Annotated in this window: 17 protein-coding genes and 1 tRNA gene; 9 read left to right on the top strand and 9 right to left on the bottom strand. The window is 64.1% G+C overall.

What is annotated here, in order from left to right; genetic code table 11:
- Positions 1 to 15: 15 nt before the first annotated feature.
- Complete coding sequence (locus F4Y72_12255; protein ID MXZ29057.1) at positions 16 to 1,059, top strand: hypothetical protein; 1,044 nt, start codon at positions 16 to 18, stop codon at positions 1,057 to 1,059.
- On the opposite strand, the gene F4Y72_12250 is transcribed toward F4Y72_12255, so the two are convergent.
- Positions 1,056 to 1,688: a hypothetical protein gene (locus F4Y72_12250; GenBank protein MXZ29056.1), complete on the bottom strand. Its 633-nt coding sequence runs from the start codon at positions 1,686 to 1,688 to the stop codon at positions 1,056 to 1,058. The genes F4Y72_12255 and F4Y72_12250 overlap by 4 nt on opposite strands.
- A 77-nt stretch (positions 1,689 to 1,765) precedes the next feature.
- Positions 1,766 to 2,887, bottom strand: coding sequence for a TRAP transporter substrate-binding protein (locus F4Y72_12245; protein MXZ29055.1), 1,122 nt, complete (start codon positions 2,885 to 2,887; stop codon positions 1,766 to 1,768).
- A 63-nt stretch (positions 2,888 to 2,950) separates the two neighbouring features.
- Here F4Y72_12245 and F4Y72_12240 point away from each other — a divergent pair, with 63 nt between their 5' ends.
- The 5 genes from F4Y72_12240 to F4Y72_12220 all read left to right on the top strand — a co-directional run bounded on the left by F4Y72_12240 (position 2,951) and on the right by F4Y72_12220 (position 11,804).
- The gene (locus F4Y72_12240; GenBank protein ID MXZ29054.1) at positions 2,951 to 3,967 is read left to right on the top strand and encodes a hypothetical protein; all 1,017 of its coding nucleotides are present in this window, start codon (positions 2,951 to 2,953) and stop codon (positions 3,965 to 3,967) included.
- A 110-nt stretch (positions 3,968 to 4,077) separates the two neighbouring features.
- Positions 4,078 to 6,657 (top strand): TonB-dependent receptor, encoded by a 2,580-nt coding sequence (locus F4Y72_12235; protein MXZ29053.1) that lies wholly within the window; start codon positions 4,078 to 4,080, stop codon positions 6,655 to 6,657.
- Between the two features lie 133 nt (positions 6,658 to 6,790).
- On the top strand, positions 6,791 to 9,652 hold the full coding sequence (locus F4Y72_12230) for a hypothetical protein (protein MXZ29052.1): 2,862 nt from the start codon (positions 6,791 to 6,793) through the stop codon (positions 9,650 to 9,652).
- Between the two features lie 151 nt (positions 9,653 to 9,803).
- Positions 9,804 to 10,487 (top strand): phosphate regulon transcriptional regulatory protein PhoB, encoded by a 684-nt coding sequence (gene phoB / locus F4Y72_12225; GenBank protein ID MXZ29051.1) that lies wholly within the window; start codon positions 9,804 to 9,806, stop codon positions 10,485 to 10,487.
- 9 nt (positions 10,488 to 10,496) lie between these two features.
- Positions 10,497 to 11,804 carry a hypothetical protein gene (locus tag F4Y72_12220; GenBank protein ID MXZ29050.1) on the top strand — a complete coding sequence of 436 codons (1,308 nt, stop codon included), beginning with the start codon at positions 10,497 to 10,499 and terminating at the stop codon, positions 11,802 to 11,804.
- 32 nt (positions 11,805 to 11,836) lie between these two features.
- Here F4Y72_12220 and F4Y72_12215 read toward each other — a convergent pair whose 3' ends face one another.
- On the bottom strand, positions 11,837 to 13,225 hold the full coding sequence (locus tag F4Y72_12215; protein MXZ29049.1) for a Gfo/Idh/MocA family oxidoreductase: 1,389 nt from the start codon (positions 13,223 to 13,225) through the stop codon (positions 11,837 to 11,839).
- A 145-nt stretch (positions 13,226 to 13,370) separates the two neighbouring features.
- Between F4Y72_12215 and rplM the strand changes: the two genes are divergently transcribed.
- The 3 genes from rplM (at position 13,371) to F4Y72_12200 (ending at position 14,303) form a co-directional block, all read left to right on the top strand.
- Positions 13,371 to 13,805 carry a 50S ribosomal protein L13 gene (gene rplM / locus F4Y72_12210; protein ID MXZ29048.1) on the top strand — a complete coding sequence of 145 codons (435 nt, stop codon included), beginning with the start codon at positions 13,371 to 13,373 and terminating at the stop codon, positions 13,803 to 13,805.
- Positions 13,802 to 14,194: a 30S ribosomal protein S9 gene (gene rpsI, locus F4Y72_12205; protein ID MXZ29047.1), complete on the top strand. Its 393-nt coding sequence runs from the start codon at positions 13,802 to 13,804 to the stop codon at positions 14,192 to 14,194. Before rplM ends, rpsI begins: the two co-directional genes overlap by 4 nt.
- Before the next feature lie 35 nt (positions 14,195 to 14,229).
- Positions 14,230 to 14,303: transfer RNA gene (locus tag F4Y72_12200), tRNA-Gln, on the top strand.
- Positions 14,304 to 14,324: 21 nt separating this feature from the next.
- Here F4Y72_12200 and F4Y72_12195 read toward each other — a convergent pair.
- From F4Y72_12195 to F4Y72_12170, 6 genes are all read right to left on the bottom strand, one after another.
- Positions 14,325 to 14,840 (bottom strand): M20/M25/M40 family metallo-hydrolase, encoded by a 516-nt coding sequence (locus tag F4Y72_12195; protein ID MXZ29046.1) that lies wholly within the window; start codon positions 14,838 to 14,840, stop codon positions 14,325 to 14,327.
- Positions 14,837 to 16,885, bottom strand: a complete 2,049-nt coding sequence (locus tag F4Y72_12190; protein MXZ29045.1) for a S9 family peptidase — start codon at positions 16,883 to 16,885, stop codon at positions 14,837 to 14,839. Before F4Y72_12190 ends, F4Y72_12195 begins: the two co-directional genes overlap by 4 nt.
- 8 nt (positions 16,886 to 16,893) lie before the next feature.
- Positions 16,894 to 18,291, bottom strand: a complete 1,398-nt coding sequence (locus F4Y72_12185) for an erythromycin esterase family protein (protein ID MXZ29044.1) — start codon at positions 18,289 to 18,291, stop codon at positions 16,894 to 16,896.
- On the bottom strand, positions 18,285 to 20,369 hold the full coding sequence (locus tag F4Y72_12180) for a M13 family metallopeptidase (GenBank protein ID MXZ29043.1): 2,085 nt from the start codon (positions 20,367 to 20,369) through the stop codon (positions 18,285 to 18,287). The genes F4Y72_12185 and F4Y72_12180 overlap by 7 nt, the downstream gene beginning before the upstream one ends.
- A gap of 51 nt (positions 20,370 to 20,420) precedes the next feature.
- A complete protein-coding gene (locus F4Y72_12175; GenBank protein ID MXZ29042.1) occupies positions 20,421 to 23,606 on the bottom strand; it encodes a TonB-dependent receptor in 3,186 nt (1,061 codons plus the stop codon).
- 133 nt (positions 23,607 to 23,739) lie between these two features.
- A complete protein-coding gene (locus F4Y72_12170) occupies positions 23,740 to 24,933 on the bottom strand; it encodes a beta-lactamase family protein (GenBank protein ID MXZ29041.1) in 1,194 nt (397 codons plus the stop codon).
- Position 24,934 lies beyond the last annotated feature (1 nt).

Below are 24,934 nucleotides of genomic sequence, written 5' to 3'. Positions count from 1 at the left end.
TGGAGGATTGAGCCCATGCGCGCCTTTATCGCCGCGATCGCACTGTCCTTGACGGCCATACCCGCGAGCGCTACCAACTCGAAGCCCGAGCTGATGAAGGTCCTCGAGGACTTCATGGCCTGGATGCCGGGCGAGTATTCGTCCGTTCCCCAGGTTTTCCTCGAACGCAACCTCGGAACGCCGCCGGACGGCGAGCATGACCTCTTCTACCGGGTGTTTGCCGAAATCGAAGCGCCCCACCTGGCCGAACACGTGATCTACACGCAGATCAGGCTGGATGGCGACGACGGACCGGTGTTTCCCGGTCAGCAGGTGGTGTTCCTGATTTCGATCGACGAGGAACTGGGCGCGGTTTCCATATCCGGCCGACGCATCAAGGATCCCCATCTGTATGTCGATGCCCATCTCCGGCCGGACGTCTGGCCCGAGCTGCAGCCCGATCCCAATTACGGCGGCAACTGCAGCTTCAACTGGCGTCGGCACGGCAAACAGCTCAGGGGTCTGCTCGGCGAGTTCGGTCAATGCACGATGATTTCGAAGAACACCGGCCAGCAGATGACCTGGGACGCCGAGTGGATCCTCAATCCCGACGAGCTGTGGATTTACGACAACGGCTACCTCGAAGACGGTTCGCTCATTTCCGGCCGCCTGGACCGCACCCACCTGCGCATGTACAAGGCGCGCCGCTACGAATGTTTTGCCGCATTGCGCCACGAGGACGGCAACAACCAGGTGATCAACCCGTTCTTCATGCACGACCGGGGCGACGTCTTCACCATCACGACCGAGGAGCCCGAACCGCGCGACATCCACCTGGAATTCCTGACGTCGCTGTGGCCGTCCAGTTCCGGACGCAACTTCGTGGACCTCGCGCGCCTAACGCTGCACGACGGCGAGCCGGGCGCATACGGGCAGGAAAATGTGATCGGCAATGCCTGGGCCACGCCGGAAAGCGGCCGGGTGGGCTTCAGCACCGAATGGGCGTCCGCCCGCTGCAAGCTCGCCGACCCCGACGACCCCCGCTTCATCGAAGCCATGCGCTACAAAGCCGACGACTAGTTCGTCAACCGGTTTTTGCGGAGGCGGGCCAGCCAGATGGCGGTGAACAGGAAGTAGGTCTGCATCAGCAGGGAGAAATCCCACTCGATGATGTCCTGGAAGGTGTCTTTGTTGTCCATGTAGTTCATCACCGGGATGCTGAAGAAACCGAAGAACAGCATCGAGAACAGGATCCACTTCATCGTTCTCGTCAGCCATGGCGGAGCGAAGGTCTCCAGACGCCGCAAGGCCATGAGTTGAGCCACCATCGTCAGTCCGAAGTAAAGCAGCGTGCCGAAGCGCCGCATCAGGAAATAGAAATCGCCCTCGCTTCCCAGGAACGCCGTGTAGAGAACCAGGAAGGCCGCGCCGCCCATGCCGCACGCCGCAGCCACGGGCGCCGCGCGCCCGGTGGCCGCGCGAATGTGACCGGACATCTGCCGCCAGAACAGGACCAGCAGGACCGCCGCGCCTACCATGCCCACCTTGAACAGGTAGTAGCTGATGCCGTAGCGCCCGGCGGAACTGATCGACGTGCAGCCCTCGAAATAGGGGATGCAAGCGGGCACCAGGCCCTGCGTGCTCGAAATTGCGTAACAGACGTTGACCGTAAGCGTGGGCACTACCGCGGTCAGGGTAGCGATCCACACTGCCTTGCGGTCCGCCTGGATCGCGGCGCTCGTATTCAGCGGCGCTGAACGGCCGCGCGGCGCGGGGCCATGCCGAATCACGAGTCGCGGGCGCTTAGGTACGAGCCTTCCGAAATGGCCTGCCAGCCGGCCACGCCTTCCTGGAATTCGCGGTACGAGCGCAGGATCCGCCCGGCCAGCGGATTGCCGGCGCCGAGTTCGTCCAGAGTTTCATTTGCGGCATGGTGCAGTCCGTTCAGCACTTCCGCGGGGAAACGCCGCAACTGCACCCCGTGCTCCTCGACCAGCACCCGCAGCGCCTGCACGTTGCGGGCCATGAATTCGGAGAGCATCTGGTGATTGACCGCCGTGCAAGCCGTCTGGATCAGTTTCTGCAGCTCTCCCGGCAGCGACTCCAGCGCCTTGCGGTTGACGATGATCTCGATCGAGCCGGCCGGTTCGTGCCAGCCGGGGAAGTAGTAGTAGGGCGCCGCCTGGTACAGACCCAGCGGCAAGTCGTTGTAGGGGCTGGCCCATTCGGTAGCGTCGATCAGCCCCGACTGCAGCGCCGTGAACAGCTCGCCGCCCGGCAGGTTGACCACCGTCGCCCCCAGCCGGCGCAGCACGTCCCCGCCCAGGCCCGGCATCCGGATCTTGAGCCCGGAAAAGTCGTCCACCGAGCGGATCTCGCGGCGGAACCAGCCGCCCATCTGGGCGCCGGTGTTCCCGCCTGGGAACGGCACCAGCCCGTACGGCTCATAGCATTCCCGCCACAGTTCCATGCCGCCGCCATAGGCCATCCAGGCATTGAATTCGGCCGGCAGCATCCCGAAGGGGTAGCCGGTGAACAACTGGGTGGTGGGCGCCTGTCCCTTCCAGTAAGCGGGCGCCGAATGCCCCATCTCCACGCTGCCGCGGGATACCGCGTCGAAGACCTCGAAAGCGGGCACCAGTTCGCCGGCCGCATAGACCTGGAGGGTGAGCCGCCCGCCCGAGACCTCGCGCAGAGTGTCCGCCAGCGCCACGGCAGTCGTGCCGAAACCGGGCAGCCCCGGCGGCCAGGCGGTGACCAGGCGCCAGCGGTAGCGCTCGCCCGATCCGCCGCGCCCGTCCACGGAAGCAGCCGTTCCGCTGCCCGGTGAAGGCGCGCATCCGGCCGCCGCCACCCCGGCCGCGCCGGCGGCGAGCATCTTGAGGAAGCGTCGGCGCTGCTCGGTCATCCTGTGTGCCTTTACCCGATTCGCTAAAGAATAACGCACCCGTCTTCGTTATCATTGCGCGCCATGAAAACGACGAACCCGCTGGCGCCCGGCGAGACCAAGGGCGACGCACTGGTCGGCACGCTGGCCGCCGCGACGGTTGTGACCAGCGACATGGAGCGCTGCCGCGCCTTCTATTCCGAGCTGATGGGACTGGAACCGGCGATTGACGATTTGGCGGACGAAATTCGCGGCCCGCTGACCCAACTCTGGGGACTGGAGGACGAGGGCGACTGGGAGCACGTCCTCTACCAACAGCCGGGCAATACCGACATGCCGTACCTGCGCGTGATCGGCGTCAGCGGCGATCGGCCGGAGGTGCGCCCCGGAATGAATGCGCTATTGGAAGGCGGCCTGGCGGTCGGCTTCGCCTGCGCCGACATGGAGAAGCTGATCGCCGAGAGCGATCGCATGGGCTTCGGCACCGTGGCCGGCGTTACCCGCATTCCGCTTCATCGTCCGGACGGCACGCCCTACGATGCCCTTGAGACCCACCTGCGCGCGCCCGATGGCGTCTACGTGCTCGGCATTGCACGGCCGCCGGACCTGGCCCCGATCTGCCCGATTTCCGAAGGGACGCTGACCGGAGGCCCGGCGTATTCGAGCCAGGTCATCAACAACGGTCAGCGCAGCCTGGACTTCTACACCGAAGTGCTGGGCTACGAAGTGCGCCGCGACATCGATCTTCCCAGCGAAGGCCCGGCGGGCGGTCTGCTGGAAGTGCCGCCGGGTTCGAACATGCGGTTCCTGCAAGTCTTCGCGCCGGGCGCGGAGAGCAAGTACCTGGTTTTTCTGGACTGGTACGGAACCGGCGCCGATGCCGTTGCGCCGTCCCGGCCGCCGAACCGCGGCATGGTGATGTGGTCGTTCATGACGACCGACCTCGACGCGGTGCTCGAACGCGCCCGCAGCTTCGGCGCCGAAGTGCTGTGCGAACCGCTCATCGTCGATGCTCGCCCGGCGGCAATCGCCACTCGTCGCGCCACGCTGGCCGCGCCCAACGGCTTCGCCATCGAACTCGTGGAAGAAATCGCCGACTAGGCCGGCGTAACAAACGGTTCATATTCGTAACCAAACCGTAATTTCCCTGTAACGGGAGGTTTACACGCGTCGGTTGAAATGCGAAGCCCAAGGAGGGTCTTGCGCATTCAATGAAGATCAGAAGCATTGCATTGGCGGCTTTGTCCGCAACCATGCTGACCGCCGTGCCGGTCTCCGCCCAGGAAGCAATCCCCGAAAGCCAGGACAGCCGCGGCGATAGTTCCGCGTCCACGGGCGCTATGGAAGAAATCGTCGTGACTGGCGCCTACCGTCCGAATGCGGTGACCCGTAGCCGCGATTCCGATTCGGTTGTGGATGCACTGTCGTCCGACGATTTCGCGATTACCGGCGACTCCAGCGTCGTGGATGCGCTGGCCCGGGTGCCGGGACTGACCGTGATCAACAGCAAGTTCGTGTACGTGCGCGGGCTGGGCGAGCGCTACTCCAACACCTTGCTGAACGGAGCGCCGCTGCCCAGCCCGGACCCCACGCGGCGGGTCATTCCGATGGACATGTTCCCGACCGGCGCGCTGGACAACGTGGATATTCAGAAGACGTATTCGCCTCGCCTGCCGGGAGATTTCTCGGGCGGCATGGTGGCGATGGAGACCCGCGGCGCGCCCGCGGAACGCGTGATGCAGATCAGCATCGGCATAGGCGGCAATTCCCAGGCCACCGGCGGCACCGGACTCCACTTCGCGGGCGGCGGCCGGGACTGGCTGGGAATGGACGACGGCATGCGAACGCTGCCGACGGAGTTGAACAGAATCACCGAGAACGGCGCCAGGTCCCTGAATCTCGTTTCGGACGACGAGCGGGCGCTGGCCGGGCGTTCGCTCAACCGCGGCTACGCGACGGAACTAAGGGACATTGAACCCGGCGTGAGTATTTCCGGGCGCTGGGGCGGCGGGCGGCCGCTGGGAGGCGGCGACCTTGGCTTCATGCTGTCGGCGCGGTATTCGAACGACTGGGCTTACAGGGACGAAGAGCGGCGTACCTTCGGCTTGTCGGGTGTGGGCGACGAACTTTCCACTCTTGATGAAGGCGCGCAGAACCGGACCCAGAACACGATCGATCTTTCGCTGCTGGGAAACGTGGAGTGGGACGTAAGCGCAGGGACTTTCTTGCGCAGCACGACCTTCGTCACGCGCCGGACCGACCGCACGTTCCTGCGTGAATTTGGCTTCTACTCTGAAAACGACATCCACGTTGCCGACACAACGCTCGAATTCGTGGAAAGGCAGCTGTTCAGCCAGCAATTCGCAGGGGAACACCACCCTGACGCGGCAAGAAACCTGGTCATCGACTGGACCGTGACCTGGTCGGCCGCGACCCGCGAGGAGCCCGACACGCTCTTCTATCGCTACGAACGCTTCGACGACGCCGGCGACCTTTACGCTTTTTCCGATACGGGGCAGTCAAACGAGCGGAGTTGGGAGGAGCTTGAGGATGAGGCGGTCAATTACGCGCTGAACCTGTCACTACCGATTCAGTTCAGCCCGGATTCGGACGGTGAGATCGCATTCGGCCTGGCCTGGCTCGACAAGAAGCGCGATTCGTATTTCCGCCGGTTCCGTTTCCTGACCGATTTCTCGCGCAACAACCTGCGGTCCCGACTGGGACAGAGCCCTGACCTCATATTCTCCGACGAGCTGATCGCGGAGGGTCTCTGGGAATTGCAGGAAACCACTCAGCCCACCGACAACTACGCCGCCGGACACAACCTGGCGGCAGCCTACCTGATGGCCGATCTGAACCTTGGCCTGAACTGGCGCTGGATGTTCGGCGCCCGCTACGAGGACTCCACCCAGGACGTCACTACGTTCGAACTCATCGACCCGACCCGGCGTAACGTGCGCGAATTGTCCGAAGCGGCCTTGCTGCCCGCCATGACGGTCACCTGGCTGCCGGGCGGCGGGGAGTCCCAGCAGATTCGCCTCGGCTACAGCCGCACGCTCAACCGTCCCGATCTCAAGGAGCTGTCCGCGGCGCCCTATATCGATCCGGAAGAGCGCTACACGGTCGTGGGCAACCCGGACCTGATGGTGGCTTCCATCGACAACGTCGACCTGCGCTGGGAGTACTACTTCGACAACGTCAGCAACATCCAGCTGGCTTTCTTCCACAAGCGGTTCCAGGACCCGATCGAGCGCGTGATCCGCCTGGGCGCCGGCGGCATCCGCACCTTCGCCAACGCCGAGTCCGCCACGCTCAAGGGAGTGGAGATGCAGCTGCGCACCGAGCTGGGGCCGCTCGCCGACGCATTGCGGGATTTCGAATTGCGCCTGAATGCCGCATTCGTGGACTCCACGGTCAATGTAGGCCAGGCCGGGGCGCAGCAGACCAGCACCGAGCGCCACCTGGAAGGCCAGTCGCCCTGGGTGGCCAATCTGCAGTTCAGCTACGACAACCCCGACCGGGACCTGCAGGCCGCCCTCCTGTTCAACATGGCGGGCGAGCGCATCGTGGACGTCGGCACACAGGGACTGCCCGATTCCTACGAACGGCCCGTTGCGCGGCTGGACTTCAATTACCGCCATGCGGTGGAGTTCCGCGGCATGCCCCTGAGGCTGCAATTAAAGATTCGCAACCTGCTCGATGACGACTACGAAGTATTGCGCGGAGGACGAACCGAGCGCCTTTACACGAGAGGCCGCTCCATCAGTTTCTCCGTCGATCTTCAGTTCTGACTGAAGCGCACGCCCGTTCGCCCGATCTGACGAAATGGCGCGGATCGGGACCTTCTCGATTGACTTACAGAACCCGCAGGAGGGGTTTGCCCAAGTGTCCGCGAATAGTTTCCGTTGTCTCCCGGCCGTGCTTTTGTTCGCCCTGATACTGGGCGGCTGCGGCGGCGGCGGTGCCGGCGAGGACCTGGTTATCAACACGGCCCCGCCGACCGATACCGGCGGCGGTTCGGAGACCCCCACGTCTGCAAATGATCCGTTTCCCGTATCGGATGCCTTTGCAGGCAACGGCAACCGCATCGGACTGGACCCGATGCTGAACTCCAACGGCACGCCCGGCGACGGCTCGCCGGACCTGCAGGGAGCGGAGTGGGCCTTCACTTCCAGTTCGCCCGACCTGCAGGGCGATGCCTTCGCCATTTCGCTCGGCGGCGAGTTCGAGGACGTGGACTACGTGGGTGCGTTTGCCCAGGACACGGCCGATACCTGGACCGAGGGCTGGACGGTGGGCGTGCACGGCAACAACACCGTGTGGCAGCCCAGGGGCGAACCGGCTTCCAACGGCGACTGCCCGGCCGGAACCACCTTTGTCGAAGCCCGGACGCTGCCCGAGTCCGTGGGCGGCGGTTCGATGGACCTTTGCCAGCTGGCGCGCCGCTACGACACGGACGGGCAGACCATCACGCTCACCGGCGACAACATCTACCGCCTGGCGGCCGGTTTCCCCGGCACCTACATCGGCAACGGCGAAGCGGCCGACGGCAATTCGAGCAATGACGTGTCGGTGACGCTGGTGATCGAGTCCGGCGCCCTGATCCTGGGATCGCGGCAGGAGGCCCTGATCATCACGCGGGGGTCGCGCATCGAAGCCTCGGGCACCGCCGAGGACCCCATCGTCATGACCTCCACGGACCAGCTCGACGAGTGGGTGGACGGCCGGGCGAGGGCCGACGGGCGCGGCGAGTGGGCCGGCCTGGCTCTGATGGGATATGGCCGCTCCAACGAGTGCGGCGATCCCTGCGACGTCAATGCCGAAGGCAATATCGGCGCCTACGGCGGCACGGACGATTCCGACGAAAGCGGATTCATCGAATACATGGTGATCCGCCATGCCGGCAACGACATCGACGGCAACGGCAACGAGCTGAACGGCCTGACCCTGTTCGCGACCGGTTCAGCAACCCGTTCTTCCTACGTGCAGGTGCACTACGGATTCGATGACGGCGTCGAGCATTTCGGCGCCACCGATCACATGGACCACATCGTGATCACGGGCGCCCGCGACGACTCCTTCGACTGGGGCCAGGGCTACCGCGGCAGCGCCCAGTTCGTGCTGATCGTGCAGGCGCGGGACGACGGCGACCGGGGGATCGAGGCCGACAACGACGGGGACAACCCGCTGGCCGTGCCGGTCTCGCGGCCTACGCTGGCGAACTTCACGATCCTGGGCGCCGCGGACAGCGCGGAAACCTCATCCGACGGCATCCTGTTGCGCCGCGGCACGGGCGCGCGCATCTACAACTTCCTGGTGGCCGACTTCCAGGACGCCTGCCTGGACGTGGATGGAGCCGCCACCGAGGACCTGTTCGGCACCGACCTCACGATCGAGAACTCGCTGTTCCATTGTCCCGCAAAGGAAGTCTATGAGAGCGGTGACGACGACGTGCCCGGAACGGCGATCGCCAACTGGGTGGACCGGGATCCCGACAACCGGATCGCCAATCCCAACCTGCGAGCCGACTACCGGCCCAACGAAGTCGAGGCGGACGTGGCCAATTCTATGTTCGTGGCCACCGATTACGTGGGCGCCTTCGCGCAGGACACGGACGACGACTGGACCGAAGGCTGGACGGTTTCCCTGAACGGCAACACCACGGTCTGGGAGCCCGCGGTCGCCAATCCCGGCGCCGACGGGAGCTGTCCGTCCGGCACCTCGGCCGACGGCAGCCTGGACCTTCCCTCCGCCGTGGGCGGCGGCCGGATGGACCTCTGCCGGTTGCAGCGCCGCTACGACACCGACGGTTCGACGCTGACGCTCGCCAACGACAATATCTACGCGCCGGCATCCGGTTTTCCGGGCACCTATATCGGCAACGGCGAGGAAGCCGATGGCGACGCGTCCGATAACGTCTCCGTGACGCTGAAGATCGAACCGGGCACGCTGGTGCTCGCGTCGTCCGGCGAGGCCGTGATCATCACCCGTGGCTCGCGGATCGAAGCCGACGGTACCGTTGAGGACCCGATCGTAATGACCTCGCGGCGCCAATTCGACGACTGGGCCGCCGGCGGCGACGGCACCGCAGGCCGCGGCGAGTGGGCCGGCCTGGCGCTCATGGGCTACGCGCGCTCCAACGAGTGCGGCAGCCCCTGCGACGTTGCCGCCGAAGGCAACATCGGCGCTTACGGCGGCAACGACGATGCCGACGACAGCGGCTACATCCGCTACCTGGTGATCCGCCACGCTGGCAACGACGTCGACGGCAACGGCAACGAGCTGAACGGCCTGACGATGTTCGCCACCGGTTCCCGCACCCGCGTCTCCTATTTGCAGGTGCACAAGGGCCTGGACGACGGCGTGGAGCACTTCGGCGCCAGCGACTTCATGGATCACGTCGTGATCACGGATGCAGCCGACGATTCCTTCGACTGGGGCCAGGGCTACCTGGGCGGCGCGCAGTTCGTCGTGATACGCCAGGCCTCCGACGACGCCGACCGCGGCATCGAGGCGGACAATGACGGCGACGCTCCCAACGCCCAGCCGATTTCCGGCCCGACGCTGGCGAACTTCACGATGATCGGCACCGAAGACGGCGGCACCAACACGATAGGCTTGCTGCTGCGCCGTGGCACCGGCGCAACCATGTGGAACAGCGTGATCACCGGCTTCAATCGTTGCGTGGACTTCGATGACGAGGCCACCTTCGGCCGCTACGACACCGGCGCGATCGCGTTCCGCAACAACGTCGTGTCCTGCGCCACCAACTTCGACGAAGAGTGAGTGTGAAGCCCTGTGTTCGGCCCGCCTCCTCGACGGAGCGTTGGAGCAGGACAGCGAGAATCGAGCCAGGATGGCGTCTCCGACGAGGAGGCGGGTCGAACACAGGGCGAGGAAGCATCGCTGCTGGGGAATGGCATAATTTGAAGGCGAAATGCGGCGCGATATTCTGGTAGTCGAGGACGAGGGCGCGATTCGCGGAATGCTCGCCTTCAACCTGCGCCGCGCCGACTTCGACGTGCGCGAAGCGGAGGACGCAGGCGCCGCCCGCAAGGCCATCGCCGAACGCCTTCCCGACCTGGCCATCATCGACTGGATGCTGCCCGATAGCAGCGGCCTGGAACTGACCCGCTGGATCAAGCGCACGCCCGAGACGCGCGACGTGGCCATCATCATGGTCACCGCCCGCTCGCAGGAGCAGGACAAGATCTCGGGATTGAGCAGCGGCGCCGACGACTACGTCACCAAGCCGTTCTCAAGCCGCGAGCTTCTGGCCCGCATCAACGCGGTGCTGCGCCGCTCCCAGAGCTCCCAGGAGGACCCGATAACGCGTGGGCGGCTGACGCTGAACCCGGTCAGCCATCGTGTGCATACCGACCGGGGGCCCGTCGTCCTGGGGCCGACCGAATTCCGCCTGCTGCGCCTGTTCATGGAACGCCCCGAGCGCGTATTCAGCCGCTCCCAATTGCTGGATCGGGTATGGGGGCCGGCGGTTTTCGTGGAGGACCGCACCGTGGATGTGCATATCCGGCGTCTCAGGAAGGCGCTTGAAGCGCATGAGGTGGACCGCTACATCCAGACCGTGCGAGGCGCAGGCTACCGTTTCTCGCTCCAGTAGAGTCGAGTCTTGGATCCCCTGGTTCGCAGACTGGTTATCCGTATTGCGTTGCGCGCCTGCGGCGTGGCGGCGGTTCTGGGCGCCGCCGCCTGGCTGCTTGCCGACAGGCCGATTGCGGGCGCCCTGGCCGGCCTTGTCCTGGTTCTTGCATGGGAACTGTCGGTCCAGGTGCGCGCCGCGGGCGAACTGTCACAGTTGTTCGACCCGGATGCATGGTCCGGAGGCGCGTTCTCCTTCGCCGAACTGCCGCAGCAATTGAGCGACCTGGAGAGCCGCACGGAGGAGGCCGAAGAACGGCTCAGGAAAGTGCTGAAGGCCCTGCGCAGCACGGCGCGGTCCTTCCCCGACGCGGCCCTGGTACTGAACGACAACGGAGAGGTTGTGGTCAGCAATCGCCAGGCCCGCCGGCTGCTGGGCGTGCGCAAACGGCTGGACAAGGGCAGGCCGGCGCTCAAGCTGATCCGCGATGCCGAGTTCAGGACCTGGCTCGAGCGCGGCGGCAAGGACCTGGTGCGCTTCAAGTCGCCGGAGAAGCCCGACAGCTGGCTGGAGGCGCAGCGCGTTCCCTACGCGGAAAAGCAATTCCTGCTCCTGGTGCGCGACGTCACCGCCGCGGTGCTGGCGGACAAGACCCGCTCCGACTTCGTGGCCAACGCCTCGCACGAACTGCAGACGCCCCTGACGGTGCTGACCGGCTACCTGGAGTCGATGTCGGAAGATGAGGAGTTTCCCGATCGCTGGAGCGACCCTGTCCAACACATGGCGTCGCAGTGCGACCGCATGACCAGGCTGGTGCGGGACCTTCTCGAGTTGTCTCGGCTGGAGACGTCCGAAACTCCGCCCGGCTTCACGCCCCTGAACATGATGGACGTTCTCGGGGACGCGGTGCAGGTCGCGACAGCGCGTTCCAGCGGCCAGTTGGATATCCGCGCCGAAGTCAGGAGCGAACGGCCTTTGCTGGGCGACGAAGCCGAGATCCGGTCGGTTGCGACCAACCTGGCGATCAATTCAGCAGCGTTTACGCCGCCCGGCGGCGCAGTCGTATTGCGCTGGCAAGCAGGCCGCTCCGGCGGACAACTCTCCGCGACCGATACCGGCATCGGAATCCGGCGGGAACACCTTCCACGCCTGACCGAACGGTTCTACCGGGTACGGGGAGAGGGCAGTCCCGTGGTTCCGGGCACCGGTCTGGGACTGGCCATTGTCAAGCATGTGCTGACGCGTCACGACGGCAGCCTGGAAATAAAGAGCAAGCCCGGTTCGGGAAGCACGTTTACCTGTAACTTTCCGTCCAAGCGCGTCGGCGACAGAGTATGAGGCTCACCGCTCCCTGTTGATGTGACGGTGCGCTAGCCCGTGCTTTCCGCGCCGACTATGGGCAGCGGTTCGGTCCGGTTCCATGTCCCCCGGGTAAAGTCCGGAATCGGCTTGCTGTTGCCCCGGTCGGCGACCGAATCGGCGCTGATCGGTCCAATCGCCGACCAGGCCGCGGCGTCGTAGACATTCTGATCCAGTGGCTCGCCGTTTCTGAGGCAGTCAACCAGCCGCCAGCACATCAGGTGGTCCATGCCGCCGTGACCGCCCTGTTTCTCGGCCCGCCGGCCCATCTGCACCCACAGCGGATGGTCGTACCGTGCCCGCCATGCCGTCATGTCGTAATCCCATTCGTGAAATGACCCGGCGCCCCCTTCCTCCAGCGCGATGCGGTTGGGAAAGCCCGCGAAGACCCCGTTGGTCCCCTGGATCAGGTTGTGGCGGCTGTACGGACGCGGCGTGGTCGTGTCGTGCTGCACCATGATCGTTCGGCCCTGCACGGTCCTGATCAGGCTCGTGTTCATGTCGCCCGTGACGTAGTCGAGCCGGTTTCGCTCGTGTTCCGGCGGAAATTCCCTGCGCGCGTAGGCCTGCCTGCCGACCGCGGGGGAGCTCATGGAATTCATGTAGTCGAACCGATCGCCGCGATTGATGCCCATGTACTGGGCGATCGGACCCAGGCCATGCGTGGGATAGAGATTGCCGTTGCGCCTCGCGTGCCATTGCGTACGCCACGAGCCTGTCTTGTGGTCGATCTCCTTCATCTGCCAGCGCAGTTCGTGGATATAGGCCGCCTCCCCGTGCAGCAGTTCGCCGAAAAGTCCCTGGCGGACCATGTTCAGGACCATCAGTTCGTCGCGGCCGTAACAGACGTTCTCCAGCATCATGCAGTTCATCCGCGTGCGCTCCGATGTGTCCACCAGCCACCAGGCCTCGTCGAGCGTGGTGACCGCGGGCACCTCGACGAACGCGTGCTTGCCGCATTCCATCGCTTCCGCGGCCATGATCGCGTGCCAGCGCCACGGAGTGGCGATCACCACGATGTCGACGTTCCGGCGATCGAGCAGCTTGCGGTAGGCGTAGTCGTCGCCCGTATACAGTGCCGCCGGCGATGCGCCCAGGTCCGCCATGATGCCGGCCGCGCGATCGAGCACGAACTGGTGGGTGTCGCAAATGGCCGTGATACGGGCGCCCTCGATGTTGCAGAAGTGCCGTACGAACCCGGTGCCCCTCTCGCCCACGCCGATCAGGCCCACACGCACGGTTTCCAGCTGCGGCGCCACCAGGTCCATGACAGGGCGGCTGCCCGCCGGCCTCGGCCGCTCGATTTTGCCGGACTGTTTGGCCGCGGCCGAACCCAGCCCCGCCGCCGCCCCCGCGGCCAATGTCGATTTCAGAAACCCGCGCCGCCCAATCTTGTTCACTGTTTGTGTTCCTTTCGTGCTCGACCTCTGAAGCGTTCGGTGATCATAAGGCTTGCCCCGCCGTGCCGGGCATGCAAACCCCCGATAGTGTAAAATTCCGCGGCTTCGCGCATGCTGCGCAGCCTGTTTCCAGCAACGATTCAATATGCGTACCGTTTCCGCAAAACCCGGGCAGGTCCGGCAGGACTGGTTCCTCGTGGACGCCGCCGGCCAGACGCTGGGCCGGCTGGCGACCGAACTTGCCACGCGCCTGCGGGGCAAGCACAAGCCCGAGTACACGCCGCACGTGGATACCGGCGATTACATCGTGGTCGTGAACGCGTCCCAGGTCCGCGTGACCGGAGACAAGCTGAACCAGAAAATGTATCACCGTCACACCGGCTACATCGGCAACCTCAAGTCCGTTCCGCTGAAGCGGGTCATGAAGGAAACGCCCGAGCGCGCCATCCTTTCCGCCGTGCGCGGGATGTTGCCGAAGAACCGCCTGGGCCGCGCCATGCTCAAGAAGCTCAAGGTCTATCCGGGCCCCGAGCACCAGCATGCCGCGCAGCAGCCCAAACCCCTGGAGATACAGGCATGACCGACACCGTGTTCTACGGCACCGGCCGCCGCAAGACCTCCACGGCGCGCGTATTCCTTCGGCCCGGCACCGGCAAGGTGACCGTCAACCGGCGCCCGCTGGACGAATTCTTCGGCCGCAAGACGGCGCGCATGATCGTTCATCAGCCGCTGAAGGTGGTCGGCCTCGACGGCCGGATGGATGTCACCGTGACTGTGAAGGGCGGCGGCACCACCGGTCAGGCCGGCGCCATACGGCACGGGATCACCCGTGCGCTGCTTGCCTACGACGAGGAGCTGCGTCCCAAGCTGAGGGCGCCCGGCTTCGTCACCCGCGACGCGCGCAAGGTCGAGCGCAAGAAAGTGGGCCTGCGAAAAGCCCGCCGCGCCACCCAATACTCCAAGCGCTGATCGCGCTGCGCGGCGGCGCCCCGCGGGCCAACGGGTGGGGGATCGTCTAACGGCAAGACATCGGACTCTGACTCCGAGAATCCAGGTTCGAATCCTGGTCCCCCAGCCACCCCTCACACCGCGTCGGCAATCACTCGCCCGGACCGGCGAGGTGCCTGATGAGGATCTCCCAATGGTCGATGCCGCCGGTCAGATTCTCGGTGGGCAGCCGCTCGTTTACGCCGTGGGCGCGCATTTCATTCGGCTTCATGAAGATGCCCGAAGTTCCGTAGGTGGGAATCCCGGCCAGCCTGAACTCCAGTCCATCGGTGGCGCCGGCGGACATCTTGCCTACGATTTCCACGTCGCCGAACCGGTTCGCCACTGCTGCACGCACGGCGGCAACCACGTCTTCGCGCAGCGGTGACGCCGGCGCTGCCGTGGGGTTTCCGGTGATTTGCACGGCAACCGACTCGCCGGCCACCAATCCCGCCAGGTACGCCGCCAGCTCCGGCACCTTGCCCTGTCCCTTCACGGTGCGGATCGAGACCGCGTGTGCGTATATCTCCAGCGCCTTGGCCTGCTTCCAGCTATCGGACTTCGCCTGCGCCGCGCCTGCCAGGAGCGCGATGCCGGCAAGCCACAGCATGGGGATACGCTTGTTCATCGGTCGCGCATCGAAAGGGTGTATGTGGAGAACCACTCGTGCAGGTATTGCTGCGTTCGAAACAAATTACTCGGTTTGCTTCGCCACGGTCCGTGGCCTTCGTCCCTGAAGATCAGGAGTTTGGTCGGAACACCCTTTACCTTGAGCGCGAGGTAGTACTCGGCGGACTGCGCGACCGGAGTCCGGCCGTCATTTTCTCCGACCATGACCAGGGTCGGCGTTTCGACCCTGCCGACGTGCATGATCGGCGAGTGCTTGAGCCATGCGGTCGGGTCTTCCCAGAACGGCGTAGGAAAGCTCGAGTAGCTCCATCCGACGGCGTCCGTCGTGCCCGCCATGCTGATGCGGTTGGTGACAGCACAGCTGACCGAGACTGCCGCGAAACGATCGGAATGCGAACTCAGCCATGCAGCGAGCGAACCGCCGCCGCTGCATCCCATTGCATAGATTCGGTCCTCATCGACGATGTCCCTTGCCACCACGGAGTCGATTCCCGACAGAAGGTCGCCCGAATCGACATCTCCCGGAAACGCGTCGTCGATCGCATTGGCGAAGGCCGCGCCGTAGCCGGTGCTGCCGCGCGGATTGGTCAGGAGGACGAGATATCCGCGCGCGGCAAACTCATGCAAGCGGAAGCTGAAGTCGTTGCCCGCCATGTAATGCGGTCCGCCATGGATTTCGAGAATCAGCGGGTACCTGTTGCCCGGTTCGAAGTCCGGCGGATGGTACAGCCAGCCTTGTACCGGCTGTCCGTCGCGTGCCTCGTACCAGAATTCCTCGACATCGCCGAGCCGAATTTCCGACAAGCGTTGCGCATTGACCGACGTCAGAATGGAAATTGCGCCGTTTTGCATGTCGATCGACACCACGTCGTATCCGGATGTGGGGGTGGTATGCGACGCGATGCCCGTGCCGTCTGCACTGATCCCGCCCAGGTAGAGGCGCTGGCGTCCCGAAGTGACGGCCTGTTGCGTTCCACCAAGATGCACAAACTCGATGTTGGTCGAGCCCGCGCGGTCCTGGGTGACGTAAACGCCGCTTGCGTCGCCGGCCCAGGCGAAGCGATAAACCTCATCAGGCAAATCCGCGACCAGCGTCCGGGACTCGCCGCTTTCGAGGTCGATCAGGCGCAGTTCCCGCGGTGCGAACGAATCGGGCGACTTCGCGAAACCCGTGTGGACCAGGTAGCGTCCATCGGGCGACGGCGAAGGGGTGCGCCAGAAACCCGGCTCTTCCGTCAGACGCTCAATCCGCTTGCTTTCGATGTCCACCCGGTAGATGTGGGAGCGGTCCATGTTCTCCAGGGTGTCGTCAAACTCGGTGTCGCCGTCGAAGAACAATGCGCGGCTGTCCGCCGACCATGCGAACGCCGATCCGAAGAAGAAGCCCGAATACCGGGCCCCGGCAAACCAGTTGCCGCTCGTAATCTGCTCGACCGAGCCGGTCTCCAGGTCAAGCACGAACAGATGGCGGCGTGAATTCGCGATCGCTCCGGCGCTGTTGCGGAAATGCAGCGTATCGACGACGGCCGGGGGATCGGTCCAGCGGGCGCCCTCCGGCGCCTCCGGTATTTCGACCGGCCAAGTTTCGGTGAAGGGAACCATCGACGCAAACGCGAGCTTCGTTCCGTCCGGCGACCAGGTGATCGACGAAGGCGATATCTCTTCCTCGGTTGCGCTGCGAGGTTCGCTGAAGCCGCTGTCGGTGGCGTCCCGTATCAGTATTCGGACACCGTTCTCACCGCTCGACAGGTAGGCCACACGGTTCCCTTCAGGAGACCACGCGACATTCCAGCCACTGTCAAAACGGCGTTTGCCGCTTCCGTCGGCATTCATCACCCACAGTTCGCGAATCCACCCGTCCTTTACCGGGTCAACACGCGACCGCAGGTAGATGACACGTTCGCCATCCGGTGAAATTGCCGGTGCTCCGGCGGTCTCCCATTCGAGGTAATCGGCAAGCGCAATGGGGCGACCGCTGACTGCCCCGCAGGCGAGGAGCAGCGCGCCGGCAACCGCTGCCAGGGTGGAAACTGCGCCCTTCATCCGCGCCGTTACCAGGTGATCTCCAACCCGAATCGCTCGCGCGTTCGCACCGATGGCCTGGCGCGGGTCGTATCCCGGACGAAGATCAGCCCATCGAACATGGCAAGGACCGGAACCGGCGGGTGCAAGGCCTCGAGTTCGTCCGAGTACCGCGCGCCGGTCCAGCGCATGCGCCTGGGCTCCCCGAGCCATTTCCTGACCGAAATTGCGCGACTCGCCCGGCCAAGGTCAACGAAGAACACATCGCTCCCCACGTCGGCCAGGAAGCCATCCACCGAATCCTCGTCCGCCGCGCCCACGGTGTGTTCCATGAACACCGCTGACTGCTCTTCCGTCGCAGGACGAAACGCCTGGAAGCTGCCCCGCTCGAACGCGAAGCCGATCGCGTAGTAGTCGCTGCCGAGTTCGTTTTCCAGCAGCATACCCATCATGCGGTCGCCGTCCGCATCTCTGATCTTGCCGACATGAGCGTTGTGCGCCCAAAGCGCAATGCGCTCTTCGTCTCCTCCGACGGCGCGAATCCAGTGAACCATATCGGCCATCCCGCGATCCCGAACGTCGGTAGCGGACGTGGAACGAAGATAGGTCCATTCGTCCGGCTGCAAGGCCATTGCAAGCCACCAGACCGCGACCCGTGCGGCGCCTTGCGCCAACCGATAGTCATCGGTCCCGGCGCTTGCGGTCAGAAGCGCCTCGTTACGTTCGATGTACAACGAGAGGTCCGTCGCGGCGCGATGCATGCCCGTCAGGTTCGCCGGGCTGTTGAGCCGCGTCCTGGCAAGCTCGCGCGCCTCGCCCTCAAGTTCGTCGAAGGAAAGATACGGCCCGAATCCGGCCCTGAGCGCGGCGGTCTCGTCCCGGGCATGCGCGGCGACGAAGGCCACGGCCCGTTTCAGCGCATCGCCACCGCCCTGCACGTCGAAACCGTAGAAATTGAGCGGGTCGCCGCCGCGCGCGTTGTAGGCCCGCATCCATTCCACCAGCTCGATCACCTCCTCGGTGTCCCAGGTCCAGAATCCCAGCCCGTTCACGAGTGCTTCCACGTCTCCTTCACCGCCCTTGATGTATCGATCGATCCGGATGGACGGTTCGAACACGGCCTCGATCGCGAAGGTGCGGAATCCCTCCCGTTCGACCAGGTACTGAATGACCCGGTGCTTGAGCTGGAAGAACTCGCGGGTGCCGTGGGTGGCCTCGCCGAGTCCCACCACCCTGGCATCGCCGATGTAGTCGGCGAGAAACTCGAGGTCGCCGGCCGAGTCGCCCGGAGCGACAACGGTTATCGTGTGCGAGGCGTCCGCCACGGCACGAAGCGCCTGATCCCGGGTTGCAACGCCGTCGCCCTCCGCCTCGATCTCGCTTGCCGCCAACACGCAAACACTCAGCAGCACCCAGCATCTCACCATATTGCCGCGCGCGCCTCCGGCGCCAGGTATAAGGCGTCGCCGGCCTCAACGCTGAAGGCCCCGTACCATGCGTCGATGTTGCGAACCACACCGTTGACTCGTATCGATCCCGGCGAATGCGGGTCGGTCTCAAGCAACTGCATCTGCGTCTGGAGGCGGAACTTTTCGCGGCGCATCTGCGCCCATCCGAAAAAGAAACGCTGTTCGGGCGTAAATCCATCGATATCGATCCGCTCGCCCCAATGATCGGACGCCCTGTACGCGTCGAGAGCCAGCGTCAGGCCAAAAATATCGGCGATGTTCTCGCCCAGTGTCAGTTTGCCGTTAACGAAGCGTCCGGGCAGAGGCTCGTAGCGGCTGAACTGATCCACGATCAACCGCGCCTGCTGGTTGAACGCTTCGGCGGACTTCGGCGTCCACCAGTCCCGCAGCGCCCCTGCGGCATCGAATCTGCGACCGAGATCGTCGAATGCGTGCAGCAGCTCGTGGCCCATTACGCCGCCGATCGCCCCATAGTTGATGGCGGGATCGGCGCGGTCGTCAAAGAACGGAGGCATAAGGTTGCCCGCCGGTATAGTGATCTCGTTCAATGCCGGATGAAACCCGGCGCCCGCCGCCTGCGGCACCATGCCCCACAATTCCGGGTCGGGCGGTATGCCGACGCGTTGGACTTGCTGAGCCCAGCGGTCGGCACGCACCTCCCGCAGGTTCTCGAAAAAGGATGCGCGGCCGATGGTCACGTCGGGCTCGCTCCGCCATGCATCCGGATAGGCGATCTTCGCGCGTATGCGATCGAGCTTTACGAACGCCTCCTGCTTGGATTCGTCGTCCATCCAGTCCAGTTGTTGCAGCCGCCGGCGAAACGCGCGCTTGAGTTGTTCAAACATGCTCTCGACTTCCGCCTTGGCCGCGGGTGAAAAGTGCCGTTCCACAAAGGCCCGACCGATTTCGAAGCTGAAGGCGAGTTGCACGAAACGCAACGCCTGATCCTCGACGCTGCGATCGGCGGAGCGGCCGGAAATTACGGAGTCGAAGAGTTCCCACTTCATTACCTGTGTCCGGCTGTCCAGGTACGGGACGTTGTTGTGCAACAGGTGGAAACACAGGTAAGCCTTCCACACTTCCAGCGGGGCGCCATTGACGATCTCCACGATTGTGGCGACGCTGCGCGGGAACCGGACGATCAGGTTTTCGAAGTGATCGATACCAAGCTCGCCGAAAAAGGCTGACCAGTCGAACCCGGGAAACGCCTCGGCGACTTCACCCAACGTGTAGCCGTGCACGGACCCGGCATAGTCGTGTCGCTCTTCGGCTGTGGGATGAGCGGCGGCGAGCCGGGTTTCGAGCGCGACGACATCATCGGCAAGGCCTTCAGCGGCGTCGAATCCCAGTCTTTCCAGCGCGCTTCCGACCCAACGCGCATACGCGGCACGATTCGACCGTTGCATGTCGTCCATGGACGTGTAGCCGCCGGGCGAATAGATGCCGAGCCCGCCCACGTCCATGAAAAACACCTGCCTGTCCGGCCGGTTGAAATCCGTCTCGACAAATCCCGTAATCGGCGAGGCGCCTCCGGTGAGCTTGTGGCGCGCAAACTCCCGGACAAGCGCCGAACGTTCCGAGATCGCCCGGATACGGTCAAGATCCGCATCAATCGGCCCAATGCCCCGCTCGTTCCGCAATTTCAGGTCGATGAAACTCGCATAGAGGTCGCCGATTTTCCGTTCGACGGGCGAAAGGCCGTCCCGGACTCCAGGCCGGGCGAACTCAAGGATCATTTCCTCGATAAGCGCGTCATTTCGTTCCCGCACGAACGCCCGGGAACCGACCTGAATCCGGTCGGCAGGGATCGAAGTGTCGTCGATCCACCTGCCGTTGACATATTCGTAGAAGTCGTCACCGGGCGTGATCGCCGGGTTCATTGCGGCAACGTCGAAACCCCAGGCGCCGAACAGGGGCTGGTCGCCGCGATCGGCCTGCAAACCCGGGTCCTCGATGCCGCATCCTGCCACCAGCAGGGCCGCCGGCAGGAACAGCGACCCGATCGCCGAGCCGCGCGACATGCAGTGTCGTGTCACGACACCCGTCCCGTATCGTTCAGCTTTCTCCGGGACCCCGCCCGGCGCCGCTCACAGTCTTGCCTTGAACGCAAATACGTAGGTACGACCGACGCGCGCGAACACGTTTGCAAATTGTCTGAGCTCTCTCGGCTGCGTCTCTTCGGTGAGGTTGTTGATCACGAGTCTGGCGCTGAAGCGCTCATTGAATTCGTAGCTGACGGTCGCGTTGTGGGTCAGCATGGAATCCGTTCGCGCGAACTCGAAAAGGGGAGTCGAGGTTCCGTCATGGTCCCTCGCGCTCGAATCGAGCCAGCCTTCGCCCACGTAGTGACCCTGCCAGGTCGCCGACCACTTGCCCTGCGAGTACGAAACCGCAATCTGTGCGCGGTTCTTCTCCCGGCCGAGCAACTCCACCCAATCGTCCACGTCGAACCCGTTGGTTGAAGTGTCGTACTTGTCGAGACGGAACCAGGTTACCGCCAACCCCAACGTGCCGGGCCCGATATCCACGCTGTACGCGATGTTCGTCGTCAGGCCGGCGAAGTTCGTGAATCCCGTGTTGACAAAGCCGGCCCGATAGCCCGTCAGGATGAATCTTGCGGGATCGCGGGTGAACTGGTTGCAGACCGCATCACTGGGGTAAACACTGCTGTCGTAGCAAGCTGCAACCACCGCGCTGCCGTTGAGATTGTTGATCGCGCCCTCGATCTCGATGTTCTGGTAGTCGAGCGAGATTGCCAAACGATCGAGAAACGCCGGCTCGAAAGTGAGTCCCACCGTCCACGAATCCGCCGCCTCGTTCTCCAGGTAGGAGTTGCCCCCGATCGTGCCGGGAACGCCGCCGATGGCGCCGATATAGGCGGCAAGGTAATCCCGGGCGGCCGTCTCGTTCGGCGCCAGCCCGGCGGCCACCACCGCCGCGGCGCAATTGCTTGCGCGGTTGGAGGGGTTCGGTCCGCCATTGATCTGGCTGTTTGCGCAGGGGTCCGCAACGCCCGTGAATAACGGACTCTGCCCCGCGAACAGCTCCGCGATCGAGGGGGCGCGCACGGACCGGGTCTGGTTGCCGCGAATCGTAAGCCCTCCTGCCAGGACCGTCCGGACACCGATCGTCCATACGTTGTCGGCGCCGGCGAGACTGTTGTCGATGCGGCGAAATGCGCCTTCCAGGTTGAACTGGCGCACGATCTCGTTGCTGATGATCGGCACGACAAATTCCGCGTATCCTTCCGTGGAGTCGAAATCGCCCGAAACGTCCGGGGTGCCGGCGTGTCCGCCCAGAAGGCCCCCGGCCCTGGTGAGCGGGTCGGTCGTAAACATGGACTCTTCCACGCGGTACTCGAAGCCGGCCGCAAACTGAATCGGACCCGCGGGCAAATCCCACAGGTCGCCGGTGACGTTGCCCTGGAGGAACCGCTGGTCGATGCGCGTGTCGATCGTCGAAAGCGCCCGAAGATAGCTCAGCGTCTCCTCGGTGTTGTAGGCGCCGAACGGGCTATAGGGGAGGCAGTCCGCGATATCCGACTGGCTGGCGCCATCGGCGCCCATGACCCGCGCGCGGCAGACGATCTGCTGCCCGGTAGCGGAATCGGCCCAGCCGCCCCGGCCGGCGTCAAAAGTCATCTGGCGGGGATCGGCGAACATTGACGGATCGGTGAGGATCGCACCGCCCGAATCCACCATTACCGCGTCCACCGCAAGGCCGAAACGCGCCGCGTTCACGGTCGCGCTCACATTGGTTGACGAAGCACGGCCCTGGCTGAAAGTGAGGTCCCAGGCCCACTCCCGGTCCCCGGCTGCAAACTCGCCCTCCAGCCCGACCACCGCGCTCCAGCTGGTGCCGCTGGCCTCCGTGCCCTTGTCCGAGAGATCGTTGAGCGACCGGCCGACAATGAAGTTGGGGCCAAGCGCAAGGAAGGGGAACGGCGCGCCGAACAGGGCGGCGGTCCCGGAAATCACTCCGGAACTTATCGTGGCGCGGGCGTCGGGATTGAGGAATGGATGGCCCAGGGAAACCGTCAGACCTGGCTGTACCGGTGTCCCGAATACGCTCGGGGAAGCGATCGGCTGGTACGCGTCAAGCTCGGAAAACCGCAGCATGGCGGTCAGGCGGACCGAATCGCTGATGTCGTAGTGACCGAGGGTCATTACATTGAACCGCTCGCTGTCGTTCAGCATCGTTCCGTAGTCCGACTCCCGAAAGAGGCCCGGAAAGTCCGGCTGGTTTTGCGAGAACAGGAACGTGCCGTTGCCGTCGCCGATCATCACGGGTATCAGCTCCCCGTTCTCATCGAACATCAGGATGTCGCCGCTGGCGCCGTCCTGAAGGAAGCCGACCGGGTTGGCGCCGAATACGACGGCTGCGCCCAGGCCGAACAGGTTGACGGCGGGCGTGCCGTACGCGGAAACCCCCGGAAACCCGGTGTCGGTCTGGAATGTGTTCAACGGCAATGGCGGGTCGGAGGTGAAGAATCCGATGGGATTCGTTGCCAGCATCGGATGGGAAATCTGGAGGTCGGCGGACCCGGGACGGTCGGTCTGCAGCAGGCCGGCCCGTTCCACGTATTCGATCGCAACGGCGATGTTGCCGCGGCCGTCGGCCAGATTGCGGCCGTACACCAGCCGGCCGCGAAGGCTCCCGGCGTCGCCTTCCTGGGACTGGCTCCCCTGTGCGTCCAGTTCGAATCCCTCGAAGTCGTCCCGGATGATGACGTTGACGACGCCTGCTATAGCGTCGGCTCCATAGATCGGCGCGCCCCCGACCGTGACCGTATCGATGCGCTCCACAAGCGCCGTCGGTATCGAGTTGATGTCCACCTGCAGTCCCGAACTTCCGGTGGCGCGATTGGGCTGCGGCGAGGATGACGAGACCATGCGGCGGCCATTCAGCACGGTCAGCGTGCGTTCGGACCCGAGACCGAACAGGTCGACAAACGTCAAACCGACATCGGTCGCGGCCTGATTGAAATCGTAGTCGTCGTTGCCTGCCGTGGAGAACAACGGGATCTCGTTGATCGCCTCGCCGAGGTTGAGGCTGCCGCGATTGTCGAGGTAATCCCCGTCGATGCTGACGGTGGGCAGCAGGTATTCCGTGGGCGAGCGCTGGATTCGGGAGCCCGTTACAACGATCTCTTCAATTGGACGTTCGGCCACCTCGCCTGGCGTTTGCGCCAACGACGCGAGGGGGAATCCAACCGTGAGCGCAATTGCAAGAATTGCCCTGTAAGAAGCCTTCAAGACATTGTTCTGGTTCATCTTCGCTCCCCTGGATATCCAAAGATTCCGGTTGGTTGACCGCTACCATTCTGTCCGAATTCAGGGCGGGTCGCAAACCCGTTTTGGTGATTCTTAGGCTCAGGTTTTATAGGGCTCGATTTTGGTCCGGCAGTCACGGGCCGGCATCGATCAAGAATGCTTCACGAAACAGGTTCAAGCGCGTGTCGTTGTACAGGTCGCGCTCCATCGAAGCAGTACGTGAGTTGACCGCCATGATCGCTGCGCTTTTCGATGGAGGATGAATATAGAGAAACGCCTGAAACGCTTTCTGCCCGCCCGTGTGCCCGACGAAGCGATGCGACGACGGACCCGCGCGATAGTCGATCACGAAGAAGGTCGTGGCCATGTACTCGGTCAGCTCGTCGAACTCCTCATGCACATGCAAGGGCTCCCACATTTCTTCCAGCGTGGCGCGCGACAGAACCTGCTCATGGCGCGCTGAATCTCCTGCGCCCAGCAGGAAATTGACGTACTTCACCATGTCTCCGACCGGGCCGTTGAGGCCGCCGTTGCCGGTGGTCATGCCCGTATCGAAATCGATGCCATTGGACGTGACCTGCTCGCCTTCGACCGTGAAGTTGTCTGATCGAAACGCCTTCAGGTGCCAGGGGGTGATGTCGAAATAGCTGTCGTACATCGCCAGCGGCCTGAGAATGTTCTTGTCGATGTAGACCTCTATGTCGTCCCCGGTAATCTGCTCAATGATCCGCCCCAGCAGGCTGGTCCCGGGATTTGAGTACGAATAGGACGAACCGGGAGCGAAGTGAAGTTTCGTATACGGCAGCATCGCGTCCCACTGCGACCAATCCGCGGGCTCGTGGGGATGCCATTGCTCCGTTCCGCCCCATGGAAAGGTGGGGACTCTCAGGCCCGATGTGTGTGTCATCAGGTGCCTGATGGTGACGTCGGACATATCGCCGAAAGGATTATGAGCCTGGCCGAAGACAGGTATGTAAGCCGTTACCGCATGGTCCAGGTCGAGCAGCCCCCGGTCCCGCAGCTGCATGATTCCGATCGCGGTAAACGTCTTGGTGATCGAGGCCCAGTGGTAAATCGTGTTCTCGTTCACGGCGCGCCGCGGTTTCAGCGTCTGGTGGCCGTAATGGTGAGCGCCCGTGACCTGGCCTTCGCGGGTGAAATAGAGGCTGCCCCCCACGTAGCGGTTGCGGCGCAGGTCCGCGTCGAACTGCGCGGTCACGCCGGCCCAGGCTTCGTCGAACGTACCCGGGTTCCCTTGCCCGCCGGCCGTGGCGGCAATCAACAAACCGGCCGCAAGCACAAGCGGGAGTCGTCCTCGATCGCGCATT

The sequence above is a fragment of the Gammaproteobacteria bacterium genome (assembly GCA_009838035.1).
Taxonomy (GTDB): Bacteria; Pseudomonadota; Gammaproteobacteria; order Steroidobacterales; family Foliamicaceae; genus Foliamicus.
Note: the sequence above shows the minus strand (reverse complement) of the source record. Positions and strands in the feature narration are given on the sequence as shown.

Bases quoted from the DNA above. Each gene is read 5' to 3' on its own strand.
- F4Y72_12185 (MXZ29044.1), bottom strand. From the start codon at position 18,291: ATGGTGAGATGCTGGGTGCTGCTGAGTGTTTGCGTGTTGGCGGCAAGC.
- F4Y72_12245 (MXZ29055.1), bottom strand. From the start codon at position 2,887: ATGACCGAGCAGCGCCGACGCTTCCTCAAGATGCTCGCCGCCGGCGCG.
- phoB (MXZ29051.1), top strand. From the start codon at position 9,804: ATGCGGCGCGATATTCTGGTAGTCGAGGACGAGGGCGCGATTCGCGGA.
- F4Y72_12195 (MXZ29046.1), bottom strand. From the start codon at position 14,840: ATGAACAAGCGTATCCCCATGCTGTGGCTTGCCGGCATCGCGCTCCTG.
- F4Y72_12255 (MXZ29057.1), top strand. From the start codon at position 16: ATGCGCGCCTTTATCGCCGCGATCGCACTGTCCTTGACGGCCATACCC.
- rpsI (MXZ29047.1), top strand. From the start codon at position 13,802: ATGACCGACACCGTGTTCTACGGCACCGGCCGCCGCAAGACCTCCACG.
- F4Y72_12170 (MXZ29041.1), bottom strand. From the start codon at position 24,933: ATGCGCGATCGAGGACGACTCCCGCTTGTGCTTGCGGCCGGTTTGTTG.
- F4Y72_12175 (MXZ29042.1), bottom strand. From the start codon at position 23,606: ATGAACCAGAACAATGTCTTGAAGGCTTCTTACAGGGCAATTCTTGCA.
- F4Y72_12235 (MXZ29053.1), top strand. From the start codon at position 4,078: ATGAAGATCAGAAGCATTGCATTGGCGGCTTTGTCCGCAACCATGCTG.
- rplM (MXZ29048.1), top strand. From the start codon at position 13,371: ATGCGTACCGTTTCCGCAAAACCCGGGCAGGTCCGGCAGGACTGGTTC.
- F4Y72_12240 (MXZ29054.1), top strand. From the start codon at position 2,951: ATGAAAACGACGAACCCGCTGGCGCCCGGCGAGACCAAGGGCGACGCA.
- F4Y72_12190 (MXZ29045.1), bottom strand. From the start codon at position 16,885: ATGAAGGGCGCAGTTTCCACCCTGGCAGCGGTTGCCGGCGCGCTGCTC.